This is a genomic window from Streptomyces sp. NPDC102406, from assembly GCF_044765725.1.
Lineage (GTDB): Bacteria > Actinomycetota > Actinomycetes > Streptomycetales > Streptomycetaceae > Streptomyces.
Map to the genome: position 1 here is coordinate 89850 of NZ_JBIWKP010000004.1, position 21709 is coordinate 111558.

General features: G+C 71.6%; 19 protein-coding genes. 11 read left to right on the plus strand and 8 right to left on the minus strand.

Annotated elements, in window-relative coordinates; translation table 11 throughout:
- The first annotated feature begins 233 nt into the window (after positions 1–233).
- The 7 genes from ACIRF8_RS18445 to ppk2 all read left to right on the plus strand — a co-directional run bounded on the left by ACIRF8_RS18445 (position 234) and on the right by ppk2 (position 7844).
- On the plus strand, positions 234–1637 hold the full coding sequence (locus ACIRF8_RS18445; protein WP_404216091.1) for a phosphoribosyltransferase family protein: 1404 nt from the start codon (positions 234–236) through the stop codon (positions 1635–1637).
- 1549 nt (positions 1638–3186) lie between these two features.
- Positions 3187–4185 carry a hypothetical protein gene (locus ACIRF8_RS18450; protein ID WP_404216093.1) on the plus strand — a complete coding sequence of 333 codons (999 nt, stop codon included), beginning with the start codon at positions 3187–3189 and terminating at the stop codon, positions 4183–4185.
- A 97-nt stretch (positions 4186–4282) separates the two neighbouring features.
- Positions 4283–4573, plus strand: a complete 291-nt coding sequence (locus ACIRF8_RS18455) for a hypothetical protein (RefSeq protein WP_404216095.1) — start codon at positions 4283–4285, stop codon at positions 4571–4573.
- Between the two features lie 150 nt (positions 4574–4723).
- Positions 4724–5290 (plus strand): DUF2243 domain-containing protein, encoded by a 567-nt coding sequence (locus tag ACIRF8_RS18460; protein WP_404216097.1) that lies wholly within the window; start codon positions 4724–4726, stop codon positions 5288–5290.
- A 20-nt stretch (positions 5291–5310) separates the two neighbouring features.
- The gene (locus tag ACIRF8_RS18465) at positions 5311–6168 is read left to right on the plus strand and encodes a cytochrome c oxidase assembly protein (RefSeq protein ID WP_404216936.1); all 858 of its coding nucleotides are present in this window, start codon (positions 5311–5313) and stop codon (positions 6166–6168) included.
- 20 nt (positions 6169–6188) lie between these two features.
- Positions 6189–6797 carry a cysteine hydrolase family protein gene (locus ACIRF8_RS18470; RefSeq protein WP_404216099.1) on the plus strand — a complete coding sequence of 203 codons (609 nt, stop codon included), beginning with the start codon at positions 6189–6191 and terminating at the stop codon, positions 6795–6797.
- An 87-nt stretch (positions 6798–6884) separates the two neighbouring features.
- Positions 6885–7844: a polyphosphate kinase 2 gene (gene ppk2, locus ACIRF8_RS18475; protein ID WP_404216101.1), complete on the plus strand. Its 960-nt coding sequence runs from the start codon at positions 6885–6887 to the stop codon at positions 7842–7844.
- Here ppk2 and ACIRF8_RS18480 read toward each other — a convergent pair.
- On the minus strand, positions 7823–8113 hold the full coding sequence (locus tag ACIRF8_RS18480) for a DUF3253 domain-containing protein (RefSeq protein WP_404216103.1): 291 nt from the start codon (positions 8111–8113) through the stop codon (positions 7823–7825). The two genes, ppk2 and ACIRF8_RS18480, sit on opposite strands and share 22 nt — an antisense overlap.
- A gap of 119 nt (positions 8114–8232) precedes the next feature.
- On the opposite strand from ACIRF8_RS18480, the gene ACIRF8_RS18485 reads away from it, so the two are divergent.
- The gene (locus tag ACIRF8_RS18485) at positions 8233–9291 is read left to right on the plus strand and encodes a VWA domain-containing protein (RefSeq protein ID WP_404216105.1); all 1059 of its coding nucleotides are present in this window, start codon (positions 8233–8235) and stop codon (positions 9289–9291) included.
- A gap of 4 nt (positions 9292–9295) precedes the next feature.
- Here ACIRF8_RS18485 and ACIRF8_RS18490 read toward each other — a convergent pair whose 3' ends face one another.
- The 5 genes from ACIRF8_RS18490 to ACIRF8_RS18510 form a co-directional block, all read right to left on the minus strand.
- A complete protein-coding gene (locus ACIRF8_RS18490) occupies positions 9296–10390 on the minus strand; it encodes a type I phosphomannose isomerase catalytic subunit (protein WP_404216107.1) in 1095 nt (364 codons plus the stop codon).
- Positions 10387–11226, minus strand: a complete 840-nt coding sequence (locus tag ACIRF8_RS18495) for an SDR family oxidoreductase (protein ID WP_404216109.1) — start codon at positions 11224–11226, stop codon at positions 10387–10389. Before ACIRF8_RS18495 ends, ACIRF8_RS18490 begins: the two co-directional genes overlap by 4 nt.
- A gap of 150 nt (positions 11227–11376) precedes the next feature.
- Complete coding sequence (locus ACIRF8_RS18500; protein WP_404216111.1) at positions 11377–12348, minus strand: TIGR03557 family F420-dependent LLM class oxidoreductase; 972 nt, start codon at positions 12346–12348, stop codon at positions 11377–11379.
- Between the two features lie 260 nt (positions 12349–12608).
- A complete protein-coding gene (locus ACIRF8_RS18505; RefSeq protein WP_404216113.1) occupies positions 12609–13106 on the minus strand; it encodes an N-acetyltransferase in 498 nt (165 codons plus the stop codon).
- A 175-nt stretch (positions 13107–13281) separates the two neighbouring features.
- A complete protein-coding gene (locus tag ACIRF8_RS18510; RefSeq protein ID WP_404216115.1) occupies positions 13282–14295 on the minus strand; it encodes a LacI family DNA-binding transcriptional regulator in 1014 nt (337 codons plus the stop codon).
- 190 nt (positions 14296–14485) lie between these two features.
- On the opposite strand from ACIRF8_RS18510, the gene ACIRF8_RS18515 reads away from it, so the two are divergent.
- Together ACIRF8_RS18515 and ACIRF8_RS18520 are read left to right on the plus strand one after the other, a co-directional pair.
- Entirely contained in the window at positions 14486–15496 is a 1011-nt protein-coding gene (locus ACIRF8_RS18515) for a glycosyl hydrolase (RefSeq protein WP_404216117.1), read from the plus strand.
- A 103-nt stretch (positions 15497–15599) separates the two neighbouring features.
- Positions 15600–16619, plus strand: a complete 1020-nt coding sequence (locus tag ACIRF8_RS18520; RefSeq protein ID WP_404216119.1) for a LacI family DNA-binding transcriptional regulator — start codon at positions 15600–15602, stop codon at positions 16617–16619.
- Between the two features lie 42 nt (positions 16620–16661).
- Here ACIRF8_RS18520 and ACIRF8_RS18525 read toward each other — a convergent pair whose 3' ends face one another.
- Both ACIRF8_RS18525 and ACIRF8_RS18530 read right to left on the minus strand, forming a co-directional pair.
- Entirely contained in the window at positions 16662–17693 is a 1032-nt protein-coding gene (locus tag ACIRF8_RS18525) for a LacI family DNA-binding transcriptional regulator (protein WP_404216121.1), read from the minus strand.
- Entirely contained in the window at positions 17690–20101 is a 2412-nt protein-coding gene (locus ACIRF8_RS18530; RefSeq protein WP_404216123.1) for a glycoside hydrolase family 2 protein, read from the minus strand. The genes ACIRF8_RS18525 and ACIRF8_RS18530 overlap by 4 nt, the downstream gene beginning before the upstream one ends.
- A gap of 271 nt (positions 20102–20372) precedes the next feature.
- Between ACIRF8_RS18530 and ACIRF8_RS18535 the strand changes: the two genes are divergently transcribed.
- Positions 20373–21692: an ABC transporter substrate-binding protein gene (locus ACIRF8_RS18535; protein WP_404216125.1), complete on the plus strand. Its 1320-nt coding sequence runs from the start codon at positions 20373–20375 to the stop codon at positions 21690–21692.
- The last annotated feature ends 17 nt before the right edge of the window (positions 21693–21709 follow it).

Genomic DNA, 21709 nt, shown 5'->3' on the forward strand with positions numbered 1-21709 from the left:
CGGGCCCCCTCGCTCCCGCCCGACCCGGCCGTGCCGACGCGCCTCACGTGTCGCCGCGGCCGGGGCCGGTACTGCCCGACTCAGGGCCGTTCGGCCCCTGGCCAGGGCTGATCGCCTCCTGTCGGTGGTCGGCCCTGTCCGCTGCAATGGGAGTAAAGAGACAACTCCCCGCCGCGGCACGTTCGTTGGGGTCATGCCGACTCCGCGGCGGGACCGGGGGAAGGCGGTGTGCCGTGCGTTTCGACGACCGCAGGGCGGCCGGGCGGCGACTCGCCCGGCATCTGAGGTTCTTGCGCGGCCGGCACGTGGTCGTGCTGGGTCTGTCACGTGGCGGAGTGCCGGTGGCGTACGAAGTGGCGCAGGATCTGGGCGCGCCCCTGAACGTGCTCGTCGTCCGCGGGCTGGGCGTGCCGTTCCAGCCGGAGCTGGGGTTCGGCGCGATCAGCGAGAGCGGCGTCCGCGTCCTGGACGAGGACGTGATCCGGCGGACGGGGCTCGCCGACGCGACCCGTACGGCCGTCGAACAGACCGAGCGGGCCGAGCTCGAACGCCAGGTGCGCCGCTACCGCGCGACCCGGGCCCCCGTGCCGATGGCCGGACGCACGGTCGTGATCGTGGACGACGGACTGTCCACCGGCGCGGGCGCCGAGGCCGCCTGCGCCGCCGCCCGGAGCCAGGGCGCGGCCGGGATCGTCCTGGCGGCGCCCGTCGCGCCGGCCTCCGTCGTCGAGCGGCTGCGTCCGGGCGTCGACCACCTCTACTGTCTGCAAACCGTGCACGGGCCCGGCTCGGTCGGCTCCTGGTACGACGACTTCGGGCAGGTCTCCGACGCGGAGGTGCTGGCCCTGCTCGGGCAGTCCGCGCGGCCCGGCTCCGCGGCACCGCCGTCCGGCGCGTTCGATCCGGTCCATCCCGGCCGGGCGATCACCGTCCCGGCCGCCGGTACACGTCTTGCGGCCCATCTCGCGGTGCCCGACACCGCGACGGCCGTCGCGGTGTTCGCGCTGGCCGGCAACGGCGGACGGAACAGTCCCCGCAACCGGTACATCGCCGCCACCCTGCACCGGTCCGGTATCGGCACGCTCCTCCTCGACCTGCTCACCGAGGAGGAGGAGTCACGGCACAGCGCCGTCCTCGACATCGCCCTGCTGTCCCGGCGTCTGCACGCGGCCTCCCTCTGGCTGCGCCACGAAGTCGCCCTGCCCGTCGCCTACTTCGGCGCCGAGACTGGGGCCACGGCTGCCCTGGAGGCGGCGTCGGTCCCCGGCAGCGACGTCCTCGCCGTCGTCGCGCGCAGTGGCCGCCCCGAGCTGGCGAGTCCGTCGAAGCTCGCCCGCGTGCGCGCCCCCGTTCTCTTCATCGTCGGTGGCCAGGACCCCGAGGCGCTCGACACCGGCCGTCGCGCGACCGATGTGCTGCGCGGCGAGTGCGGGCTCGCCATGGTCCCCGGCGCCTCGCATCCGTTCACGGAGCCGGGAGCGTTGTCCGCGGCGGCAGAGCTGGCCCGGGACTGGTTCGCCGGGCATGTGGCACGGCCGGTGCTTGTGGCGCTGCCCCGACGGGCGGCTCCGGCCCGTTCGCAGGCGAGGGAGCGCCCCGGCAAGCCGTCCGTCCGCCCGGCGCCGTCGTGGGGATGAGGACGGGATCCGCGGTCGGGAGGTGCACGGCGGCAAGCGCCGCGGTCCGGACGATCCAGGGGGGCGGGGAGACCGCGCGCGAGGCGTCGACGAGGTGAAAGGGACAGCCCCGTTCGGCGGCCAGCATGCGGGCCAGCTCCACCAGGCTCCGTCCGACCTCCCCGAGAGGGGTGGTGTCCCGCACCCCCACCACGACCCCGGCGATGTCGTCCCGGATGACCTCGCTCAGGACGCGGGCGATCCTCGGTTCGCTGAACGGGCCCACGTCGCCCGTCAGTTGCAGTACGGCGACTCCGGCGAACCACCGCACCTCGATCGGCGGCGGACCGTCCGCGCCGCCCGCCGCCGTGGCCCAGGCCGCGAGGCGCCGGCGCACCTTCGTTCGCGGCTGTGCGGCGCGGCCCACCCACAACGGCTTCCGGTACGGAACAGCCCACGCCATGTCAGCCCCCTCGATGTCGAGAGCACGCAGCCGGCAGTGCGCCGCATGTTTCCGGTCCAGGGCGCTTCGAGGCGGCCCCCACCGGTAATCGGAACCGAACGTCGACGGGGGCCGCCGAGGAGGACAGAAGCACGGCTCCCCTTCGCGTGCTCCGTCCTCCGCTCCATCCGGGGGCTTCCGGGGCACGCGGGAGAGTGCCCCGATCGGCCGCAGCGCGGATGGAGGACCGGAACCGCTGTGTGTCGGCGATGCGATTCCAGTCGACTGTGCATCGGTGGCCCGGGGGCTGGGGGGCACCGCGAGGGCGTCACCCCTCGTCCGGGTTGCCACGCTATGGCAATTGCCAGAATCGGCTCAAGTCCCTTTCTGGCCGCAACTTCCCGGCCTACGCACAGACTTCTGGCACATGCCGGGGGCCGTGCGCACCTGGCACGGGCGCGCGCCCCGGCCGGAGTCCCGATACGTCCGCGTTCCCCTACGCAAGTGGCGGGAACCTGACGACGCCCGCCCCCTCGCCCCTGCGGCACGGTGCGTCCCGGACGTCACCGGGACGGCGGCGCCCACCGGGGCTCTGCCGAACTCAGTCCTTCGCGTAGGCCGGGCCACTCCATGGCCTGGCGGAGCGGGGACGTGCGCAACCCGTGCGCCGTGGCCACGAGCAGCATGTGTTGCAGCGCCTGCCGGGCGCGCGACCAGTCGGCGGGGCCGTCGTGAGCGGTGCTCGGCAGGGCGAAGGCGGGGCGACGGCGGCGCGGCGCTCAGACTCCCGGGCCGACGGCCGGGCAGCCTGACGCCGCGCGGTGGAGTCCCGCCCCGGCACCTCCTCGCGCGCGCCCCGTGCCCCCAGGGTCACCCGCCACGGCCACCGCGTGATGAGGGGCCGGCCGTCCCTCCCCGGCCGCCGAGCGGGTCCGAGCCGTGTGCGGTTGCGTCGAACGCGTCGCTCGCGGCGTGGGGAGGCCTCGGTCGGCGACGCCGTGGGCCGACCGGCCTGCCCTGCCTGAGTCAGTCGCCGTCCGGTATGCGCCGTTCTCTCCCCGCACCCCCGGCGTCCGAACTCGCGTGTTCGAATTCCAGTTCGATAATGTGGGTGCGGGAGGTGCTGTGATGACGAAGACCGATGAGGTGGCGTCCGTGATGCACGTACGCGTACCGGCAGGTCTGGCGGAGCCCGCCTACCGGGACGTGCTGGAACTGCTGGCGGAGATCTCGCCCGTCGTGCAGGCCCTGCCGCCCGGCGCCGCCTTGGTGGAGCTGCGCGGCGCGCTCCGTTACTTCGGTGTCCCTGCGGTACGGCTGTGCGAGCGGGCCCGGGTGCGTTCGCTGGCCCGGCTCGGCGTCGACCTGCGGATCGGGCTGGCCCCGACCTGGGCGCTGGCCGCCACCGCCTCCGCGCGGGCGCCCGAGCACGGCGGCATCGTGACCGTCGAGCCCGATGAGGTCGCCGGGTTCCTCGCCCCGCTGCCCGTCGACGCGCTGCACGGCATCGGTCCGGTGCAGGCCGCCGCGCTCACCGAGTACGGCGTCCACACCGTCGGCATGCTGGCCGCCCTGCCGCCCGCCACGATCCAGCGGGTGCTCGGCGGGCGCGCCGGGCGCCTGGCCTCCGACCGGGCCCGGGGCATCGACCCGCGCCCGGTGACACCGAGGTCCCTGCCCATGTCGGCGGCCGTACGGCACCGCTTCGAGCGCCAGGAGATGGACGGAGCGACCGTACGGGCCAGGCTCCTGGACCTCGTCGTCCGGCTCGCCGCCACCCTGCGCACCCGGGACCAGGTGGCCCGCGGCCTCACCCTGCAACTCGACTTCGCCACCGGAGCCCGCTGGACCAAGACCCTGCGGCTGCCCGAGTCCTCCGCGCACGACGAGGATCTGCGGGCCGCCGCCTACCGGCTCATGGATCGCGCGGGCCTCCAGCGCGGCCGACTCGCCGGGCTGCTGGTCAGGGCCGAGGATTTGGTCGCCGCCTCCGCCGCGGCGGAGCAGATCAGTCTCGACCGCAGCCGCGAGATGCGGCTGCGCGCCGAGCAGGCCGTCGACCGTGCCAACGCGCGCTTCGGCCACGGCAGCGTCCACCCCGCCGCTCTCCTGAACAAGGCGGCCTGACCACGGTGAACCGGCCGCGCCGGCCTGCCCGGCGGCCGGTTTCAGGACCGTCCGAATTACTTCGGTGATCGTGCGATTAGCGGGTACACGGCCCGGCATGACAGCTAACACCGAGCCCTCCGAGCGCGCGTCGGCTGTGCGAGGGCTGCGCCGTATCCGCGTCTTCTACACGGGTGGAACCGTCCTGTGGGCGGCGTCCGCCGCGTGGACCGGGTGGCTGGCTCCCGGCAGCAGGCAGATGTGGGTGTCCCTCCTTCTCCTCGCCGTGTTCGGCGCCCTCCTGGCCGCCACGTCCCTGTGGCTGAGCCGGTCCGAGCCGGTCCGCGCGGCGCCGCCGCACCGCCATCGGGCACGGCCCCGGCCGACCGCGACCGCGGTCAGGTCGTAACCGGAGCCGGGACCGCCGTGACCACGGCCCGGCGGTGCCGTTCGGCCGAACGGACGCCCGTTCGCGCAGGGCGGGACAGGCCGGGTCGCGGCGGGGAAACGTAGTGGTTCGAACTCACGTATCCGACGGACAGACCAGACGGGACACGCGATGGCCACCACGGGTCAGACACGAACGGGCACGACATCCGCGAGCATCCGCCTGCCGGGGATCGTGCTGGGGGTGGGGCTCGGCGGGTTCGTGGACGGCATCCTGCTGCACCAGTTGCTCCAGTGGCACCACATGCTCACCAGCACCGACCACGACCGTATCGGCGTGAAGTACTACCCCGCGAACACCGTCTCCGGTCTGGAGATGAACACCGTCTGGGACGGCGTCTTCCACGCCGTCTGCTGGGTCGCGGTCATCGTGGGCCTCGGCATCCTGTACTCCCGCGTCACCCACCACCGCCGTCAGGTGTGGACCTCCCGGGTGCTGTGGGGCTGGATCCTCGTCGGCTGGGGCCTGTTCAACATCGTGGAGGGCCTCCTGGACCACCAGATCCTGGGCATCCACCACGTGCACAGCGGCCCGCACCAGGTCTGGTGGGACATGGGCTTCCTGCTCCTGGGCCTCCTCCTGATCATCGGCGGCCATCTGCTCCAGCGCACCGGCCGACCGCTCGCCCCCGACACCTCCGACGTCGCCGCCGACCGGGCCGGTGGACGCGCCCGATGAATCCGGACCCGCACGACCACATGTCCGATGACATGCACCACCCGACGCACGGTGCGGGCATGGGCGGCGGTCTGTGGGAGACGCTGCTGCCCGCGGCGGCTGTCGTCCTCCTCGCCGCCGCCTACCTCCTCCTGGCCGCACGGGCCCGGCGCCGCAACCCCGCGCAGGGCTGGGCACGCCGGAGGACAGCGAGTTTCCTGACCGGCTGCGCCCTGATCGCCGTGGCCCTCCTGCCTCCTCTGGCCCCCTTCGCGCACGGGGACTTCCGCGGGCACATGGCCCAGCACATGCTGCTCGGCATGTACGCGCCGCTGGCCCTGGTGCTCGGCGCCCCGGTCAGCCTCCTGCTGCGTACCCTGCCCGCGGCCCGCGCCCGCGCGGTGACCGCCGTCCTGCACAGCCGCCCGGCCCGGGTGTGCGCGCACCCGGTCACCGCCCTGATCCTGAGCACCGGCACGCTCGCGGTCCTCTACTTCACCCCGCTGTACAACGCGACCCTGGAGCAGCCCGTACTCCACTGGCTGATGCATGTCCACTTCCTGCTGTCCGGCTGCTTGTTCGCCTGGGTCATCGCGGGCCCCGACCCCGCCCCGGCCCGGCCGGGTGTGCCCGCCCGGCTCGTCGTCCTCGGGGTGGCGGTCGCCGCGCACGCCACGATCTCGCAGCTCCTCTACGGCGGCTTCCTCCTCGACGTGCACGCACCCGCCGCGCAGGTCAGAGGGGGCGCCGAGATCATGTACTACGGCGGCGACATCGCCGAACTCCTCCTCGCCGCCGCCCTGGTGGCCACCTGGCGTCCCGCACGCGACCGGCGCCGCCGTCCGCGCTCCACACATCGCCCGACCGCCGTACGGGTAGGGGCGGTCCAGGACCACTGACCCCCCTCCCCGGAGACGACATGGGCAGCGCACTTCTCGTGATGGACGTCCAACGGGCCGTCGTCGACGCCGTGGACACGGCAGGCGCCCCCGACTCCGCCGAAGGCCCCGGATACCTGACCCGCCTGCGCCATGCGATCGACGCGGCCAGGGCGGCGGACGTCCTTGTCGCCTACGTCGTCATCGCGCTGCGTCCCGGCTTCCCGGAGGTCGGCACGCGCAACAGGGCCCTCGCCGCCGTCGCACGCGCCGGTCTCTACGTCGAAGGGGCACCGGGCACCGAGATCCACCCCGCGGTCGCGCCCCGGCCCGGCGACGTGGTGGTCACCAAGAGACGGGCGAGCGCGTTCTCGGGCAGCGACCTCGACGTGGTGCTGCGGGCCCGCGGCATCGACAGCCTCGTCCTCACCGGCATCGCCACCAGCGCCGTGGTCCTGGCCACCCTGTGCCAGGCGAACGACCTGGACTTCGGCCTGACCGTGCTCTCCGACGGCTGTCTGGACCCCGACCCCACGGTGCACCAGGTCCTCACCGAGCGGCTGTTCCCGCAGTGGGCGGACGTGCGCACCGTGGACGACTGGGCCGAGGCCACTGCCTCCTCCCATGGCGTCCGGGACGGGTCGCCCTGATCCCGGCCGTGGTGAAGACGACGGGGTCAGTTTTTTCGACAGGGGGTAATGATGGGGATATCGCACCGTCTGCCCGATGAGGAGGCCATGTTGAGCGGCAACCACGAGGACGATCTCCTCGACGGGCTGCGGGTCGACGACTCCCAGCCCGAGCGTCCGGTCCTCCTCGACGAGGACGGCCGTCCGCTGCGCACATGGCGGGAGAACTATCCGTACACCGAGAAACTGGGGCGCAAGGAGTACGAGCGCGGCAAGCGACTTCTCCAGATCGAGCTGCTCAAGCTCCAGAGGTGGATCCGCGACCAGGGACAGCGCGTCGTGGTGCTCTGCGAAGGACGCGACGCGGCCGGGAAGGGCGGCACCATCAAGCGCTTCACCGAGCGCCTCAACCCGCGCGGCGCCCGCGTCGTCGCACTGGACAAGCCGACCGAGCGGGAGGCGACCCAGTGGTACTTCCAGCGCTATGTGGCGCATCTGCCGGCCGCCGGTGAGATCGTCTTCTTCGACCGCTCCTGGTACAACCGGGCGGGCGTCGAACCCGTCATGGGGTTCTGCACGCCGCGCCAGCACCAACAGTTCCTCCAGCAGGCGCCGCTGTTCGAGAGGATGCTCACCGACGACGGCATCGTCCTCGTCAAGTTCTGGTTCTCCGTCTCCCGCGCCGAGCAGCGCACACGCTTCGCGATCCGGCAGGTCGACCCCGTACGTCAGTGGAAGCTGTCACCGACGGATGTCGCCTCACTGGACCTGTGGGACGCGTACACGAAGGCGAAGGTGGAGATGTTCCGCTCCACGGACACCGATCACGCCCCGTGGACCGTGGTGAAGACGAACGACAAGCGCCGCGGCCGGCTCGAAGCCATGCGCCACCTCTTGCTGCGGTTCGACTACGAGCCCCGGGACGACACCGCGGTCGGCAAGGCGGACCCGCTCGTCATCGGACCTGCCGACACCCTCCTGGAAGCGGGCGAGGACCCGACGGACCTCTCCCCCAGCAGGCTCGCCGACTACCACGAGGGACGCGGTCAGCACCCCCGGCCGCACTGAGGGCGGCGAATACGGATCGGTCCGCGGAACTCGGACGTCGTGACGGGGCGACCGGCCCGGGTGATCTCGACCTCACCGGCCGCGGCCAGCCGTCGGGCGGCGCGGCGGGCCGGTTCCATCAACGCGCGCCAGCCCTCGTCGTCCCCCGGGTACACCGCCCGCGCGGCGTCGGAGGGGCAGATCGACGAGGTCGGCGCGCGGCGTTCCAGCAACTCCACGATGGCCCGTTCCAGGCGTTGTCCGAGCCGCCGCTCCCTGTCGTCCGTCACGGTCCCAGTGTCACACCGGGGCCCGCGCCCGGCACTCCCGACGGCTTCGGACGGCGTTGTCAGTGCCTCCCCATAGAGTGAAAACATCACTCGGGGAGCGTCGGAGGGGGAGCGGAATCATGTCCGCGAAAAGGATCCAGCACAAGGTCAATCACGTCGCGCTGGTGGTGGACTGTTCGGGTTCCATGCGTCCGCATCAGAATCAACTGGTGCGTGTGGTGGACGAGTTCGTCGCGGGTCTGAAGGCGGAGTCGGACAGTCTCGGCCATGAGACCCGGATCAGCCTCTACTCGTTCGACCACAGGGTGGAGAACCTGGTCTGGGACATGGATGTGAAGCACCTTCCGTCCATGCGGGGGTTGTACCAGGTCGAGAATGGCGCCACCGCGCTCATCGAGGCTTCTCTGAAGTCCCTGGCCGACCTGGAACACATATGGGAGGAATACGGTGAGCACAGTTTCCTCCAGATCGTGGTGACGGACGGCGAGGAGAACGCCTCGGGAGGAGACAGGCGCCATGACGGCGACATGAGCATCCTCGGGCCCTGGCTCGACAGGATCACGGCGAAGATGGGCGGCCTCCCGGACCACTGGACCTCCGCGATCCTCGTGCCGAACTCCCTGGCCAAGCGGACCGCCCAGAACTACGGGTTCCCGGCGGGGAACATCGCCATCTGGGACGCGGATTCGCAGAAGGGCGTCGAGGAGGCGATCGGTACGGTGCGCGCCGCCGCCACCAGCTTCCTGCGCGGGCGGGAGCAGGGGGTGCGCGGCACGAAGAACTTGTTCGCGGTGGGGCAGGACCTGTCGGTGGACGAGATACGGGCGAACCTCGAACCCGTTCCCGCCGACAAGTACCGGCTCCTGAAGGTCGACAAGGAGGCGGAGATCCGCGCCTTCGTGAACTCACATCCCGGAGTGACCTATGAACGCGGCGCCTGCTATTACCAGTTGGGCGCCCGGGTCCAGGTGCAGCCGGACAAGGAAGTCATCGTGGTCGAGAAGAGCACCGATCGCGCTTATACGGGTGACGCGGCGCGCAGCCTTCTCTTCGGTACGGGAATTCACGGAACGGTGTCCGTGAAGGCGGGGAACAATCCCGATCTGGAGGTCTATGTGCAAAGTCGCTCGGTGAACAGGAAACTCAAGCCTCGGACACGCCTTCTCATCATGCTCTGAGCTTTCAGGCGGCCTGCACGCCGACGCGGCCGAGGGAGCCGAGGGACGCGACGAGGCGTGCGGGGTAGCCCGCGTCGAACAGGGGGCGGAGGTCGCGGTCGAGGTCGGGGAGGTAGCCGAACAGGACGTCGGCGGGTCCGGCGATCTCGACCTCCCCGCAGACGGCGGGCAGCAGAAGCGTCTCCGCCCGGCCGAGTTCACCGCTCCAGACGCCCGTACGGACACGCACCGGGGCACCGACGTTGGAGAGGATCTGCGCGGTGGCGAAGGAGTGCCGCAGCGGTTCGGCGGTTCCGGCGCACCAGCGTTCGAGGACGAAGTAGGGGCTCACGCACAGGAAGACCCGTTCGACCCCGTCGCCGACGGCGAGCCGCAGCCCGGGTGTGAACTCCGGTCTCGTTCCCAGGTCGGCCTGGCGCATCAGCATGTCGAGGTGGGAGACGAACTCCGCGTCCGCCACCGGGGAGCCGTCCTCCATGTTCCAGCGCATCGCGTGCTGCTGGATGTCGGAGGTCTGCTCGATCTCGTAGACGAGGGTGTCGGGGCCGAAGCTGTGCAGGGTGCCGCCGGGTACGTACAGGGTCTCCCCGGCGCGCACCGGCAGGCGGCGCAGCACGGCGTCGAAGTCCTGCGCCTCCAGGGCGGCCCGCAACCGTGCGGGGCTGACGCCGTCCTTGACGCCGCAGAGTGCTGTCGCCCCCGGCGCGGCATCGAGGATGTGCCATGCCTCGGTCTTGCCGTTGGGCTGCCCCTCCAGGCGTCGGGCGGCCTCGTCGTCGGCGTGCAGGTGCACCGGCAGAGTGCCGGTGGCGTCGATGAACTTGGTGAGGAGCGGGAAGCGGTCGCCGCGCCATCCGGTGCCCATCAGTTCTTCCGGGTGCGCGGCGACCAACTGGCGCAGCGAGCGCCCGGCCAGTGGTCCGGTGGTCACCACGGAGCCGGCACCGTCGACGTCGCTGCACTCCCACGTCTCGGCGATGTTCCAGTCGGGCAGGCCGGTCTTGCCGAGGCGGCGGGCGATGGCATGGCCGCCGAAGACCAGCGGTTTGGCGGTGACGGTCAGTCGCAGCGGATGCAGACCGCCGCCGTGCCCGCTCACAGGATCGGCTGGCCGCCGGTGACCGCGACGCGGGCGCCGGAGACGTAACTGGCCTCGTCCGAGGCGAGCATGACGTAGACCGCCGCCAGTTCGGCGGGTTGCCCGGGGCGCCCGAGGGGCACCTGCGCCCCGAACTCCGCCACCTGCTCCGGCGGCATCGTCGACGGGATGAGCGGGGTCCAGATGGGCCCGGGCGCCACACTGTTGACGCGGATGCCCTGGGCGCCGAGCATCTGCGCCAGCGAGCCGGCCATGTTGGCGATCCCCGCCTTGGTGACGTTGTACGGGAGCAGTTGCGGGGGCGGCGCGTCGGAGTTCACCGAGGTGGTCCCGATGATCGACGCGCCCGGCCGCAGGTGGGGCACGGCGGCCTTGGTCAGGTGGAAGAAGGCGCTGAGGTTGATGGCGAGGGTGCGGTCCCACTCCTCGTCCGGGATGTCCTCGACGGAGTCGTGCGTCATCTGGAACGCGGCGTTGTTCACCAGGATGTCCAGGCGGCCGAACGCCTCGACGGCCGTGCCGATGAGCGACCGGCAGTGCTCCGGATCGGCCACGTCACCGGGGACCAGCACGCATGTGCGGCCCGCGTCCTCCACCCAGCGCTGGGTCTCCCGGGCGTCCTCGTGCTCGTCGAGGTAGGAGATCAGGACGTCCGCGCCCTCGCGTGCGTAGGCGATCGCCACGGCGCGGCCGATGCCGCTGTCACCGCCCGTGATCACGGCCGCCTTGCCGGTCAGCCGCCCCGAGCCGCGGTAGCTCTCCTCGCCGTGGTCCGGCCGCGGGGTCATCGCGGAGGTGAGGCCGGGCGGAGTCTGCTGCTGCCGAGGTTGTGCCATGACGCCTTCCGGGGTTCGGTGGACGCGAGCGCGGATCGCGGGCGCGGGGCCCCGGGCACACCGCGCGGCCTGCCCGGGATCGTGTCCCGCGTTCATGCTCACCTGCCGCCGGGCGGCCCGCCATCCGGGAGGGGCCGCCCGCCTCCTGGCTTACGCGGAGGGGGTGAGCGCGCGCAGACGCCGGTCCAGTTCCCGCTGATAGAAGTCGATGAAGCCGTCGGGGTCGGGACCGGCGTTCTGCATCACCAGGCGGTCGAACCCGGCGTCGACGAAGGGCTGGGCCACCTCGACGTAGCGAGCGGGGTCGGCGCCGCACGCGAACTGGGCGAGGATGTCCTCCTTGCGGACGGTGGTCGTGGCGGCCTCGAAGTTGGCCGGGTTGGGCAGCTCGCTCATGACCTTCCAGCCGGTGACCGCCCACCGCGACGTCTTCAGGGCCGCCTGTGCCGCGGTGTCCTCGTCGGGCGCCCAGGCCATGGGGACCTCCGCGTAGCGCGGGCCGTCGCCGCCCGCGCCGCGGTAGGCGTCCACGAGAGCGCCCTCCGCCTCGGTCGCGAAGAGGCCGTCGCCGAGTTCGGCGGCGATGCGGGCCGAGAGCGGGCCGCCCGCGGCCACGGCGATGAGCGGTGACTCCTGCGGCAGGTCGAAAACGCGGGCGTCGTCCAGCCGCAGGTACGTGCCGTCGTACGACTGGTAGCCGCCGCGCCAGAGGAGCCGGATGATCTCCAGTGCCTCCCGCAGCCGGGCGTGCCGCTCGGGCACCGAGTTGGGGAATCCCTGACCGACGACGTGCTCGTTGAGCCGCTCCCCCGACCCCACCCCGAGGGTGAAGCGCCCGTCGGAGATCAGCGCCAGGGTGGCGGCCGCCTGCGCGATGATCGCCGGGTGGTACCGCACGGTCGGGCAGGTCACGCCGGTGGCCAGCCCGATGCGCTCGGTCTTCGCCGCGATCGCCCCGAAGACGGTCCAGGTGAAGGAAGAATGCCCCTGGACGTCCAGCCAGGGGTGGTAGTGGTCGCTCATCTCCACGAAGTCGAACCCGGCCTGCTCGGCGAGGACGGCCTGACGTACCAACTCGTCAGGACCGAACGCCTCCGAGGCCAGCTTGTAGCCGATCTGCACCAGTTCCTCTTTCCCGCCGAAGCCCGTGGCCCTGGCCGAGACCGCCTGCCCGTCGGAGGGAAGAGGCCCGCCGCCGTACCGTCCCGAGCGGCACCGACGGCGTAGTCGGCCAGAGGTCCCGCACATGCTGGCAGCCGGGCCCCCGCCGCCCGGTCGTCACGCGCCGACGGGCGACTTCAGGTCACCGGGATGGCCCCGGGCACGCCCCGTCCGTGCCACGTCATGGACGAGCAGCGCGGGCGACGAGGCTGACCGGGGCCTCAGGAGACCGGCGGCAGCGCGAGCCAGTCCTGCCAGGAGATGTCGCGGCCCAGGTAGCGGGGTTGCCGGAAGGGCCAGTCACCGGCGATCCACTGGGGCACCAGCGCGTCGAGCGCGCGCTCGGCCGCGGTGTCGACCAGTGCGTCCACGACCCACCAGGAGATCTCGCCGTCGGCGCCGGTGCGCTCGGGCGGGTCGATGTAGACGCAGCCCAGCAGCTCCGTCTCCGCCTCGTTCAACAGCGCGTAGTTGAACGACTGGTGGGCCGCTATCTCCTTCTCGTGGCGCAACAGGTCGACACGGTCCGCTTCATACGTCATCGTCTCCGCGGGCCAGCCCCAGGCGGGGCCGAAGATCTCGAACAGGCGCTCCCGGGAACCCATCACGGCCGGGTAGTCGATCGCGGCGTCCGCCTCCCGGATCGGCCGCAGGTGCAGCGCGGTGGTGGGGACGGGCACATGGACGGGGTGGACGAAGTCGTGCGGCAACCAGCTCATGCCGGGTGACGGTACAGCCACCCGCGCCCGCCGGCGCCGCACCGAGTGATCAACGCCACATCCTCGCGGGTGTCCGCGCAGGATTGACGGGCGGGTTCGGGGACACACGGGAGCAGGATGCGCTGCGGGGGCGGTCATTATCACTGGGGAGTGTCGGACCGCCCCCGCGCCGTTCCTACCCGGCCCCCGGCGCCGCCGTCGAGCCGCGCGGTACGAGCGTCGGAGTCGGCACCGGACGAGTGGTGACGCATCGGCCCGCGAGGATGTCGTACAGGGTGCGGGCGACGTCGGCGCCGAAGGCGTGGATGTCATGGCTCATCGCCGAGAGCGTCGGATGCGTCAGCCGGCAGAGCTGCGAATCGTCCCAGGCCAACAGGGAGAGGTCGGCGGGGACACGCAGCCCCATCTCGGCGGCCACGGACAGTCCGGCGACAGCCATCAGGTCGTTGTCGTAGACGATCGCCGTGGGCCGCCGGACGGCGGTCAGCAGCGACCGGGTGGCCCTGGCCCCCGAAGCGCCGGAGAAGTCGGTCTCCGTCTGCTGTCCCACGCCGAGCCCCAGCGCGCCCATGGTCCGGGTGAACGCGGCGCGACGGATCGCGCTGTGGCCCAGTTCCGGGGCGCCGCCCACCCGGGCGATGGCACGGTGTCCCAACGCCGCGAGGTAGCGCACCGCTTCGTCGACGGCCGTGGCGTCGTCGGTCCACCGCGCGGTGAACGGCCCCGTCAGCGAGGGGTGGGCGACCGCGACGGCGGGCAGCCCGAGCCGGGCGAGAAGAGGCCCGCGCGGGTCGTGCGGGCGGAAGTCGACCAGGACCGAGCCGGCGATCCGACCGGTCCGCCACCAGTGGCCCTGGAGGCCGATCTCCTCGTCCAGGCTCTTGACCAGGCGCAGCAGCAGCGCGCCGGAGTGGTCCGAGACTACGCTCTCCAGGCCGGAGACGAACTCCATGTAGAAGGGTTCCAGGCCCAGTTGGCGTGCGGGTCTGCGCAGGACGAGCGCGATCGTGTCCGACCGCTGCCGTGGGGCGCCGCGCGCGGGCCTGCCCATGGACTCGGCGATCCGCAGGATGCGGGCGCGCGTCGCGTCGGAGAGGCCGGGCTTGTCGTGCAGCGCCAGGGACACGGCGGCCCGGGAGACTCCGGCGCGGGCCGCGACGTCCTGGATGGTCACCCGATGCGCGCTCATGAGGCCGCCACCATAGACCGGTCCAGCGGGCAGGGGCAGGAGGAGCGCGGATACTTCCGACCCGACGCCCGCACATTACTGGCTCTTTACTCAACTTGCTCAACGCCTAGACAACGATGTCGGCGCTGTGCAAAGTGTCCCGCCAGCACCGTCATCAGCAACTCCCCTACGAGGAAAGGGACGTGTCCCCATGCGCAGCACCCCTCTGTTCCGAGCGCGCGGCCTCGCGCTGCTCGTCGCCCTCCTGGCCTCCGCGCTGGTGGCCCTGGCGCTGCCCCCGGACGCCCAGGCGTTCCCGGCCCGCTCCAAGCAGCAGGTGCTCGACTACCTGCGTTCCATCAGCGGCTCGCACATCGTCTCCGGGCAGCACAACAAGGAGCCCGCGAGCAGCCCGGGCCAGTACACGCAGCAGGTCAAGGACGTCACCGGTCAGTACCCGGGGCTGTGGGGCGGCGACCTGATGTTCCAGTCGGCGGACGTGGCCAACCGGCAGCGGGTGATCGACCAGGCGAAGACCGAGTGGGCCAACGGCTCGCTCGTGGCACTGACCTGGCACGTCTGCCCGCCGACCATGGGCAGCTCGTGCGCCTTCGAGGGAGGCGTCAAGTCCACGATCAGCGACGCCCAGTTCACCCAGGTCGTCACCGACGGCACGGCCCTGAACACCGCCTGGAAGCGCCGCCTCGACGAGGCGGTCCCCTATCTCCAGCAGTTGAAGGCGGCGGGTGTGCCCGTCCTGTTCCGGCCGCTGCACGAGATGAACGAGTCCTGGAACTGGTGGGGGCACCGCCCGGGGACCGACGGCAGCGCGCGGCTCTACCGCATCACCCACGACTACCTCGTCGCCAAGGGCCTGTCCAACCTGATCTGGGTGTGGAACGTCCAGGACAACCCGGCGGGCGGCTGGTCCTCCTACTACCCGGGTGCCGGGTACGTCGACGTGGCCTCCCTCGACGTCTGGTACAAGAACTACCCGAGCGCGTCCGACTACCAGCAGATGCAGAGCATCGCGGGCGGGAAGCCGATCGCGCTGGCCGAGACGGGCAAGATCCCCGACGCCTCGCTCCTCGACAGCCAGACCCGCTGGGCCTACTTCATGATGTGGTCGGAGCAGCTCAGGGGGAACAACACCAACGCCGAGCTCCAGGCCGGCTACTTCCACCCGCGCGTCCTCAACCAGGGCGAGGTGGCTCTGCCGTAGCGGTGGCCGACTGAACCGCGGTTCAGTGGCCGGACGCCGGCTCCTGCGCCGCCGGGCGATAGGGTCGGCGGCCAGGTACGGAACCGGTCCAGCGGGAGGGCGCATGAAACGGCCGACGATCGCGGACATCGCGCAACGGGCGGGCGTCTCCAAGGTCGCGGTGTCCTACGCCCTCAACGACAAGGCCGGGGTCTCCCCGCAGACCCGGGCGAGGATCAAGGCCATCGCCCAGGAGGTCGGCTGGCGGCCCAGCAGCGCGGCCCGCGCTCTCAACGGTGCCCGGGCGCGCGCGGTGGGTCTCGCCGTGTGCCGCCCGGCCCGCACGCTGAGCGTCGAGCCGTTCTTCATGGAGCTGATCAGCGGCATCGAGTCCGAGCTGGCGCCGCGCTCGATCGCCCTGATGCTCCAGATCGTGCCCAGCGCCCACGACGAGATCGAGCTGTACCGCCGCTGGTGGGGCGAGGGCCGGGTGGACGGGGCGCTGGTGGTCGACCTGCGCGACGACGACGCCCGCGTCCCGGCGCTCGCCGGACTCGGCCTGCCGGTGGTGGCGCTCGGCCCGCCCGGGGCGGCCGGGCCGCTGCCCGCCGTGTGGTCCGACGACGGCGCGAGTGTGCACGAGACCGTCGCCTATCTGGCCGCTCTCGGCCACCGGGACATCGCGCGGGTGGCGGGTCTGCCCGGTCTGGCGCACACCACGGTGCGCGATGCCGCGTTCGAGGAGGGGTGTCGCGCGGCGGGGCTGCCCGAGCCGGTCGTGGTGCACACGGACTACTCGGGCGACGAGGGCGCGCGGGCCACCCGCCGGTTGCTCATCGCGGAGCGGCGGCCCTCGGCCATCGTGTACGACAACGACATCATGGCGGTCGCGGGCCTGTCCGTGGCGCAGGAACTGAACCTGGACGTGCCGCGCGACCTGTCCCTGGTGGCCTGGGACGACTCCCCCGTCACCCAGGCCGTACGCCCTCGACTCACCGCTCTCACGCGGGACATCGCCGCGTACGGGGCGTGTGCGGCCCGTACGCTGCTGGCCGCCGTCGACGGAGTTCCGGTGGAGGCGAGCCAGGTCGCGCCGGGCCGGCTCGAACCGCGCGCCAGCACCGCCGCCCCGCCACCGCGGTGAAGAGGTGTGGCCCGCGCCGACGGGGCGTGGGCCACACGGTGTTCAGCGGGAGGGCGGGGCGGCGGTGGAGGCGCGGGGCGTCAGCGACGGCATGGGCACCGGGTGGGAGGTGACCGTTCTGCCCTCGATGAGTTCGAACAGTGCCCGGGTGACGTCCGCGCCGAAGCCGTGCACGTCGTGGCTCATCGCCGACAGGGTCGGGTGGGTCAGACGGCAGAGCTGTGAGTCGTCCCAGGCCAGCAGGGAGAGGTCCGCCGGGACGGAGACGCCCATCTCGGCGGCGACACCCAGCCCGGCCACCGCCATGATGTCGTTGTCGTAGACGATGGCGGTGGGCCGCTCCGCGCGCAGCAGCAGTGATCTGGTGGCGCGGGCGCCTTCCTCCCCGGCGAAACCGGACGCCACCTGGAGCGACCCGTCGAGCCCCAGCGACTCCAGCGTCCGTCGGAACGCCGCCTCGCGGATGGCGCTGTGCCCGAGGCCCTCGGGCCCGCCGACCCGGCCGATGCGGCGGTGGCCGAGGGCCGCCAGGTAGCGGACGGCCTCGGCCATGGCGGTGGCGTCGTCGGTCCACACGGACGGGATACCGCCGGTCAGGTCGGGGTGGCCGACCGCCACGGCCGGGATGCCCAACTCCTTCAGCGGTCCGATCCGCGGGTCCTCCCGGTCGAAGTCGACGAGGACGGACCCGCCGATCTGCCGCTCGCGCCACCACCTCTGTTGCAGCGCGATCTCCTCCTCCCTGCTGCTGACCAGACGCAGGAGCAGGGAGCACGAGCGCTCGGCCAGCACGCTCTCGATGCCGGAGATGAACTCCATGTAGAACGGTTCGAGGCCGAGGAGCCGTGCCGGGCGGCAGATGGCCAGGCCGATCGTGTCCGTGGTCTGCCGGGAGAGGCTGCGGGCCGAGGAGTTGGGGGCCCAGCCCATGTCCCGGGCGACTGCGAAGATCCGTTCCCGGGTCGCTTCGGACAGGCCGGGTTTGTGGTTGAACGCGAGCGAGACCGCACCCTTGGAAACTCCCGCGGCGGCGGCGACGTCCTTGATGGTGACCCGCTGCGTGGGTGCGCTCACGCGGGTTCCACGCAGAAGAGTGCGGCCCTGATCGTGTTGGCTCCGGCGCCCTGCGTGCCGTGCACGCGGATGCGGGTGCGCTCGCCGGGCAACAGGGTGATGAGCCCCTGGTCGGCCCGGGCGTCCGGTGCGATGCGGTCGGCCTGGAGCAGCAGGTCGCGTACGAGTGTCTGGGCGGTCACCACGACGTCGACTGTATCCCGCTCCCGGCCGACGGTCTCGACGGCGATCTCGAAGCGGGGCCGGGGGTAGTCGAACTCGTGGTCCCTGGCCTCGAAGTGGACGGCGCGCAGGTCGTCGGCGTCGGCGACGAGGTACTCCTTGGCCGAGCCGGTGGCGGGTGTCACCTCCGGCGGGACGGGAAGCCGCAGGACCTCGTGCGCGGGGGCGGTCAGCCCCAGGGACACACGCGCGGCGAGGGTCCCGTCGGCGTGCATGAGGCGCAGCGTCACGTCGCAGCTCCACGGCTCGCCACCCTGGTTGTCCAGGACGAGTTCGGGGCCGTCGGCGCCCGGTCGCAGGGTGAGCAGGCGGTCCGCGTAGAGGCGGCGCAGTTCGTGGTAGAGCGGCTTGGGGCGGCCGTCGCCGTCGATCGCCGCCCAGGAGCTGACGGGCCAGCAGTCGTTGATCTGCCAGACGACGGTGCCGGCGCAGCGCGGCCAGTGGGCGCGCCAGTGCTCGATGCCGGTGGCGACGGCGCGGGCCTGGACGACCTGGGTGAGGTAGTGCCAGCGGTCGAAGTCGCCCTCGGGCGGGGCGAAGTGGCGGGCGAGGCCGCGATCGAGTTTGCCGTTGCCGTCCTCGGCCTTCTGGTGGTGCAGCATGCCGGGCGAGTCGGGTGCGAGGTCCTCGCCGGGCAGGGCGCGGCGCAGTGTGGCGATCGTCGGGGGCGCCTGCCAGCCGAACTCGGAGACGAACCGCGGCACGTCGGCGCGGTATGCGGTGTAGTCCTGCCGGTTCCACACCTCCCACGAGTGGTGGGTGCCGTGGTCGGGGTCGTTGGGGTGGTGGTCCCAGGAGCCGGACCAGGGGCTGCCCGCCGTGTAGGGGCGGGTGGGGTCCAGTTCGGCGACGACGCGCGGCAGCAGCCCGAGGTAGTAGCCCTCGCCCCAGGAGTTCCCGGCGAGTCGGTCCTCCCAGTCCCAGTCGCGAAAGCCCCACAGGTTCTCGTTGTTGCCGTTCCACACGACGAGGCTGGGGTGCGGCATGAGGCGTACGACGTTGTCGCGGGCCTCGGCCTCGATCTCGCCGCGCAGCGGTTGTTCCTCGGGGTAGGCGGCGCAGGCGAAGAGGAAGTCCTGCCACACCATGAGGCCGAGTTCGTCGCAGGCGGTGTAGAAGGCCTCGTCCTCGTAGATGCCGCCGCCCCAGACGCGGACCAGGTCGACGTTGGCGGCGGCGGTCTGTTCGAGGCGGGTGCGGTAGCGCTCGGGGGTGATGCGGGAGGGCAGGACGTCGTCGGGGATCCAGTTCACTCCGCGTACGAAGATCCGCTCGCCGTTGACGACGAAGGTGAAGCCCGTGCCGTGCGCGTCGGCGCCGCGGTCGATCTCGATCGTTCTGAAGCCGACCCTGTGGTGCCAGGTGTCGAGCGGTCCGCCGTCGGCGAAGAGGGTCAACTCGATGTCGTAGAGCGGCTGTTCGCCGTGGCCGCGCGGCCACCACAGGCGTACGTCGGGGACGTCGAGCACCAGGGTGACGGCGTCGCCGTCGGTCTCGGCCTGTGCCGCGACTCCGGCCACCGCGGCGTGCGCGACGAGCCGTCGGCCGGTGCCCGTGGCCGTGCGCTCCAGATCGACGCGCAGCTCGACGCGTCCCCGCGTGCCGTCGACGGTGACGAGCGGGCGGACCCGGACGATCCGCGCGGTCGACCAGCGTTCGAGGCGGACCTGGCGCCACATGCCGGCGGTGACCACGGTGGGGCCCCAGTCCCAGCCGAAGGAGGCGGCCATCTTGCGGATGTACTGGAACGGCTCGGGATAGACGTTGGGCCGCTCCCCCGTCAGGGCCCGTACCGCCTCGGCCTCCTCGTAGGCGGAGGCGAAGGTGACGTTCAGCTCTCCCGCGCGACCGCTGACGTCGAACCGGTAGGAGCGGTGCATGTTGCGGGTGCGGCCCAACTCCGCGCCGCCCAGAGTGATGCGGGCGGCGGTGTCGAGGCCGTCGAAGACCAGGTCCGTCCGCTCGTGGGTGTCCTTCGAGGTCTGCGCCGCCGACAGGTCTCGGGTGTAGCTCCACGCACGGCGGCCCACCCAGGCGAGCTCCCGCTCGTTCTGCCCGATGAAGGGGTCCGGGATCAGGTCGGCGGCGAGCAGGTCGGTGTGGACGCAGCCGGGGACCTGGGCGGGGATCCGCTCCCCGTCGTGATCGAGGCTCCATCCCTCGCTGAGCTGGGCGGTGTCCTTCATAGTGCGGCTCCAATCGGACGGACGCGGGCCCGGTTCGTATGAGACGTCGGCCAACCTAACCTCTGATTCATGAACCGGTCTAGTCCTCACGCCCTCACTCCCTTGCGGCGCAACAGCGCAGATAGAGCGCTTACTTGACCGCACCACTGCCAGGCAGTGGTAACGATTGAGTATCGCGGCGGAAATCTGGGCTTTACCGGTTCATGGATGGCTGACATAGTGCCGTCAGCCCGCTGGGCCTGAGCCGTGACCCTTGAAAGGAGTTGGGCACATGAGGACGAAGCCGCTGAGCGCGATGTTGCTTGCCGCCACACTGCTGACCGTCGCGGGGTGCGGTGGTGGAGGGGACTCCTCGGGGGAGGCGGCCGACTCCCCCTCCGACCCCGGCAAGGTGACGGGCACCATCACGGTGCTCACCAACCGCACCGACCTCGTGCAGGACGGCACGATGGGGAAGTACGCCGCCCAGTTCAAGAAGACGTACCCGAAGGTGACCGTCAAGTTCCAGGGCATCACCGACTACGAGGGGGAGGTGAAGATCCGGATGAACACCGACAACTACGGTGACGTCCTGCTGATCCCCGCGGCGATCTCCAAGGGGGACTACCCCAAGTTCTTCGCCCCTCTCGGCTCCACCAAGGACATGGCGAAGATCTACCGCTTCACCGGCAAGACCGATGTCGCCGGGAAGACGTACGGGATCGCCAACTTCGGCACCGCCAACGGCTTCGTCTACAACAAGGCCCTGTGGAAGAAGGCGGGCGTCACGGACTGGCCCACCACACCGGCGCAGTTCCTCGACGACCTGAAGAAGATCAAGTCGCGGACCGGCGCGGTGCCGTACTACACCAACTTCAAGGACGGCTGGCCGCTGAGCGGCGCCTGGACCAACAACGTCGGTTCGGTGAGCTGCGACGGGAAGGCGTGGGACGCCCTGGCCTCGGCCGACAAGCCGTGGAGCGCCGGCGGTGAACTGCGCGTCAACGACACGCTGCTGCACGACATCGTCCACGCCGGGCTGTCGGAGAAGGACCCCACGACCACCAACTGGGAAGCCTCCAAGACGCAGTTGGCCAAGGGGAAGATCGGCAGCATGCTGCTCGGCTCGTGGGCCGTCAACCAGATGCGGGCCGCCGCGACCAAGGCGGGAGAGAACCCGGACGACATCGGCTTCATGCCGTTCCCGGCCCAGAAGGACGGCCGGTTCTGCGCCACGCTGGTCTCCGACTACCAGCTCGCCGTGAACACGCACTCGGACCACAAGCCGGCCGCCCGCGCCTGGATCGACTGGTTCACCGAGAAGTCGGGCTTCGCCGCCAAGGAGGGCGGGGTCTCGGCCCTGACCTCCATGAGCTTCCCCGCGGTGCTCAAGCCCTTCCAGGACAACGATGTCAAGCTCGTCGAGCGCTCCGAGGCCAAGACGGAGCAGGTCAACGCCATCGACAACGCCTCCGAGATCGGCCTCTCCAAGCCGGACTACCGGCAGAAGCTCATCGACATCGCCCGCGGCGCCCAGAAGGGGTCCCTGAAGGACTACTTCGCCGAGCTGGACAAGCGCTGGGGTGAAGCGGCCGCCGCCGCGGGGAACTGACCGACCCCGCGCGCACG

What these genes read in the sequence shown, in the direction of transcription:
- ACIRF8_RS18470 (WP_404216099.1), top strand. Translation starts at nt 6,189, where the DNA reads ATGGGCAGCGCACTTCTCGTGATGGACGTCCAACGGGCCGTCGTCGAC.
- ACIRF8_RS18530 (WP_404216123.1), bottom strand. Translation starts at nt 20,101, where the DNA reads ATGAAGGACACCGCCCAGCTCAGCGAGGGATGGAGCCTCGATCACGAC.
- ACIRF8_RS18510 (WP_404216115.1), bottom strand. Translation starts at nt 14,295, where the DNA reads ATGAGCGCGCATCGGGTGACCATCCAGGACGTCGCGGCCCGCGCCGGA.
- ACIRF8_RS18495 (WP_404216109.1), bottom strand. Translation starts at nt 11,226, where the DNA reads ATGGCACAACCTCGGCAGCAGCAGACTCCGCCCGGCCTCACCTCCGCG.
- ACIRF8_RS18450 (WP_404216093.1), top strand. Translation starts at nt 3,187, where the DNA reads ATGACGAAGACCGATGAGGTGGCGTCCGTGATGCACGTACGCGTACCG.
- ACIRF8_RS18460 (WP_404216097.1), top strand. Translation starts at nt 4,724, where the DNA reads ATGGCCACCACGGGTCAGACACGAACGGGCACGACATCCGCGAGCATC.
- ACIRF8_RS18505 (WP_404216113.1), bottom strand. Translation starts at nt 13,106, where the DNA reads ATGAGCTGGTTGCCGCACGACTTCGTCCACCCCGTCCATGTGCCCGTC.
- ppk2 (WP_404216101.1), top strand. Translation starts at nt 6,885, where the DNA reads ATGTTGAGCGGCAACCACGAGGACGATCTCCTCGACGGGCTGCGGGTC.
- ACIRF8_RS18520 (WP_404216119.1), top strand. Translation starts at nt 15,600, where the DNA reads ATGAAACGGCCGACGATCGCGGACATCGCGCAACGGGCGGGCGTCTCC.
- ACIRF8_RS18485 (WP_404216105.1), top strand. Translation starts at nt 8,233, where the DNA reads ATGTCCGCGAAAAGGATCCAGCACAAGGTCAATCACGTCGCGCTGGTG.
- ACIRF8_RS18455 (WP_404216095.1), top strand. Translation starts at nt 4,283, where the DNA reads ATGACAGCTAACACCGAGCCCTCCGAGCGCGCGTCGGCTGTGCGAGGG.
- ACIRF8_RS18515 (WP_404216117.1), top strand. Translation starts at nt 14,486, where the DNA reads ATGCGCAGCACCCCTCTGTTCCGAGCGCGCGGCCTCGCGCTGCTCGTC.
- ACIRF8_RS18535 (WP_404216125.1), top strand. Translation starts at nt 20,373, where the DNA reads ATGAGGACGAAGCCGCTGAGCGCGATGTTGCTTGCCGCCACACTGCTG.
- ACIRF8_RS18465 (WP_404216936.1), top strand. Translation starts at nt 5,311, where the DNA reads ATGTCCGATGACATGCACCACCCGACGCACGGTGCGGGCATGGGCGGC.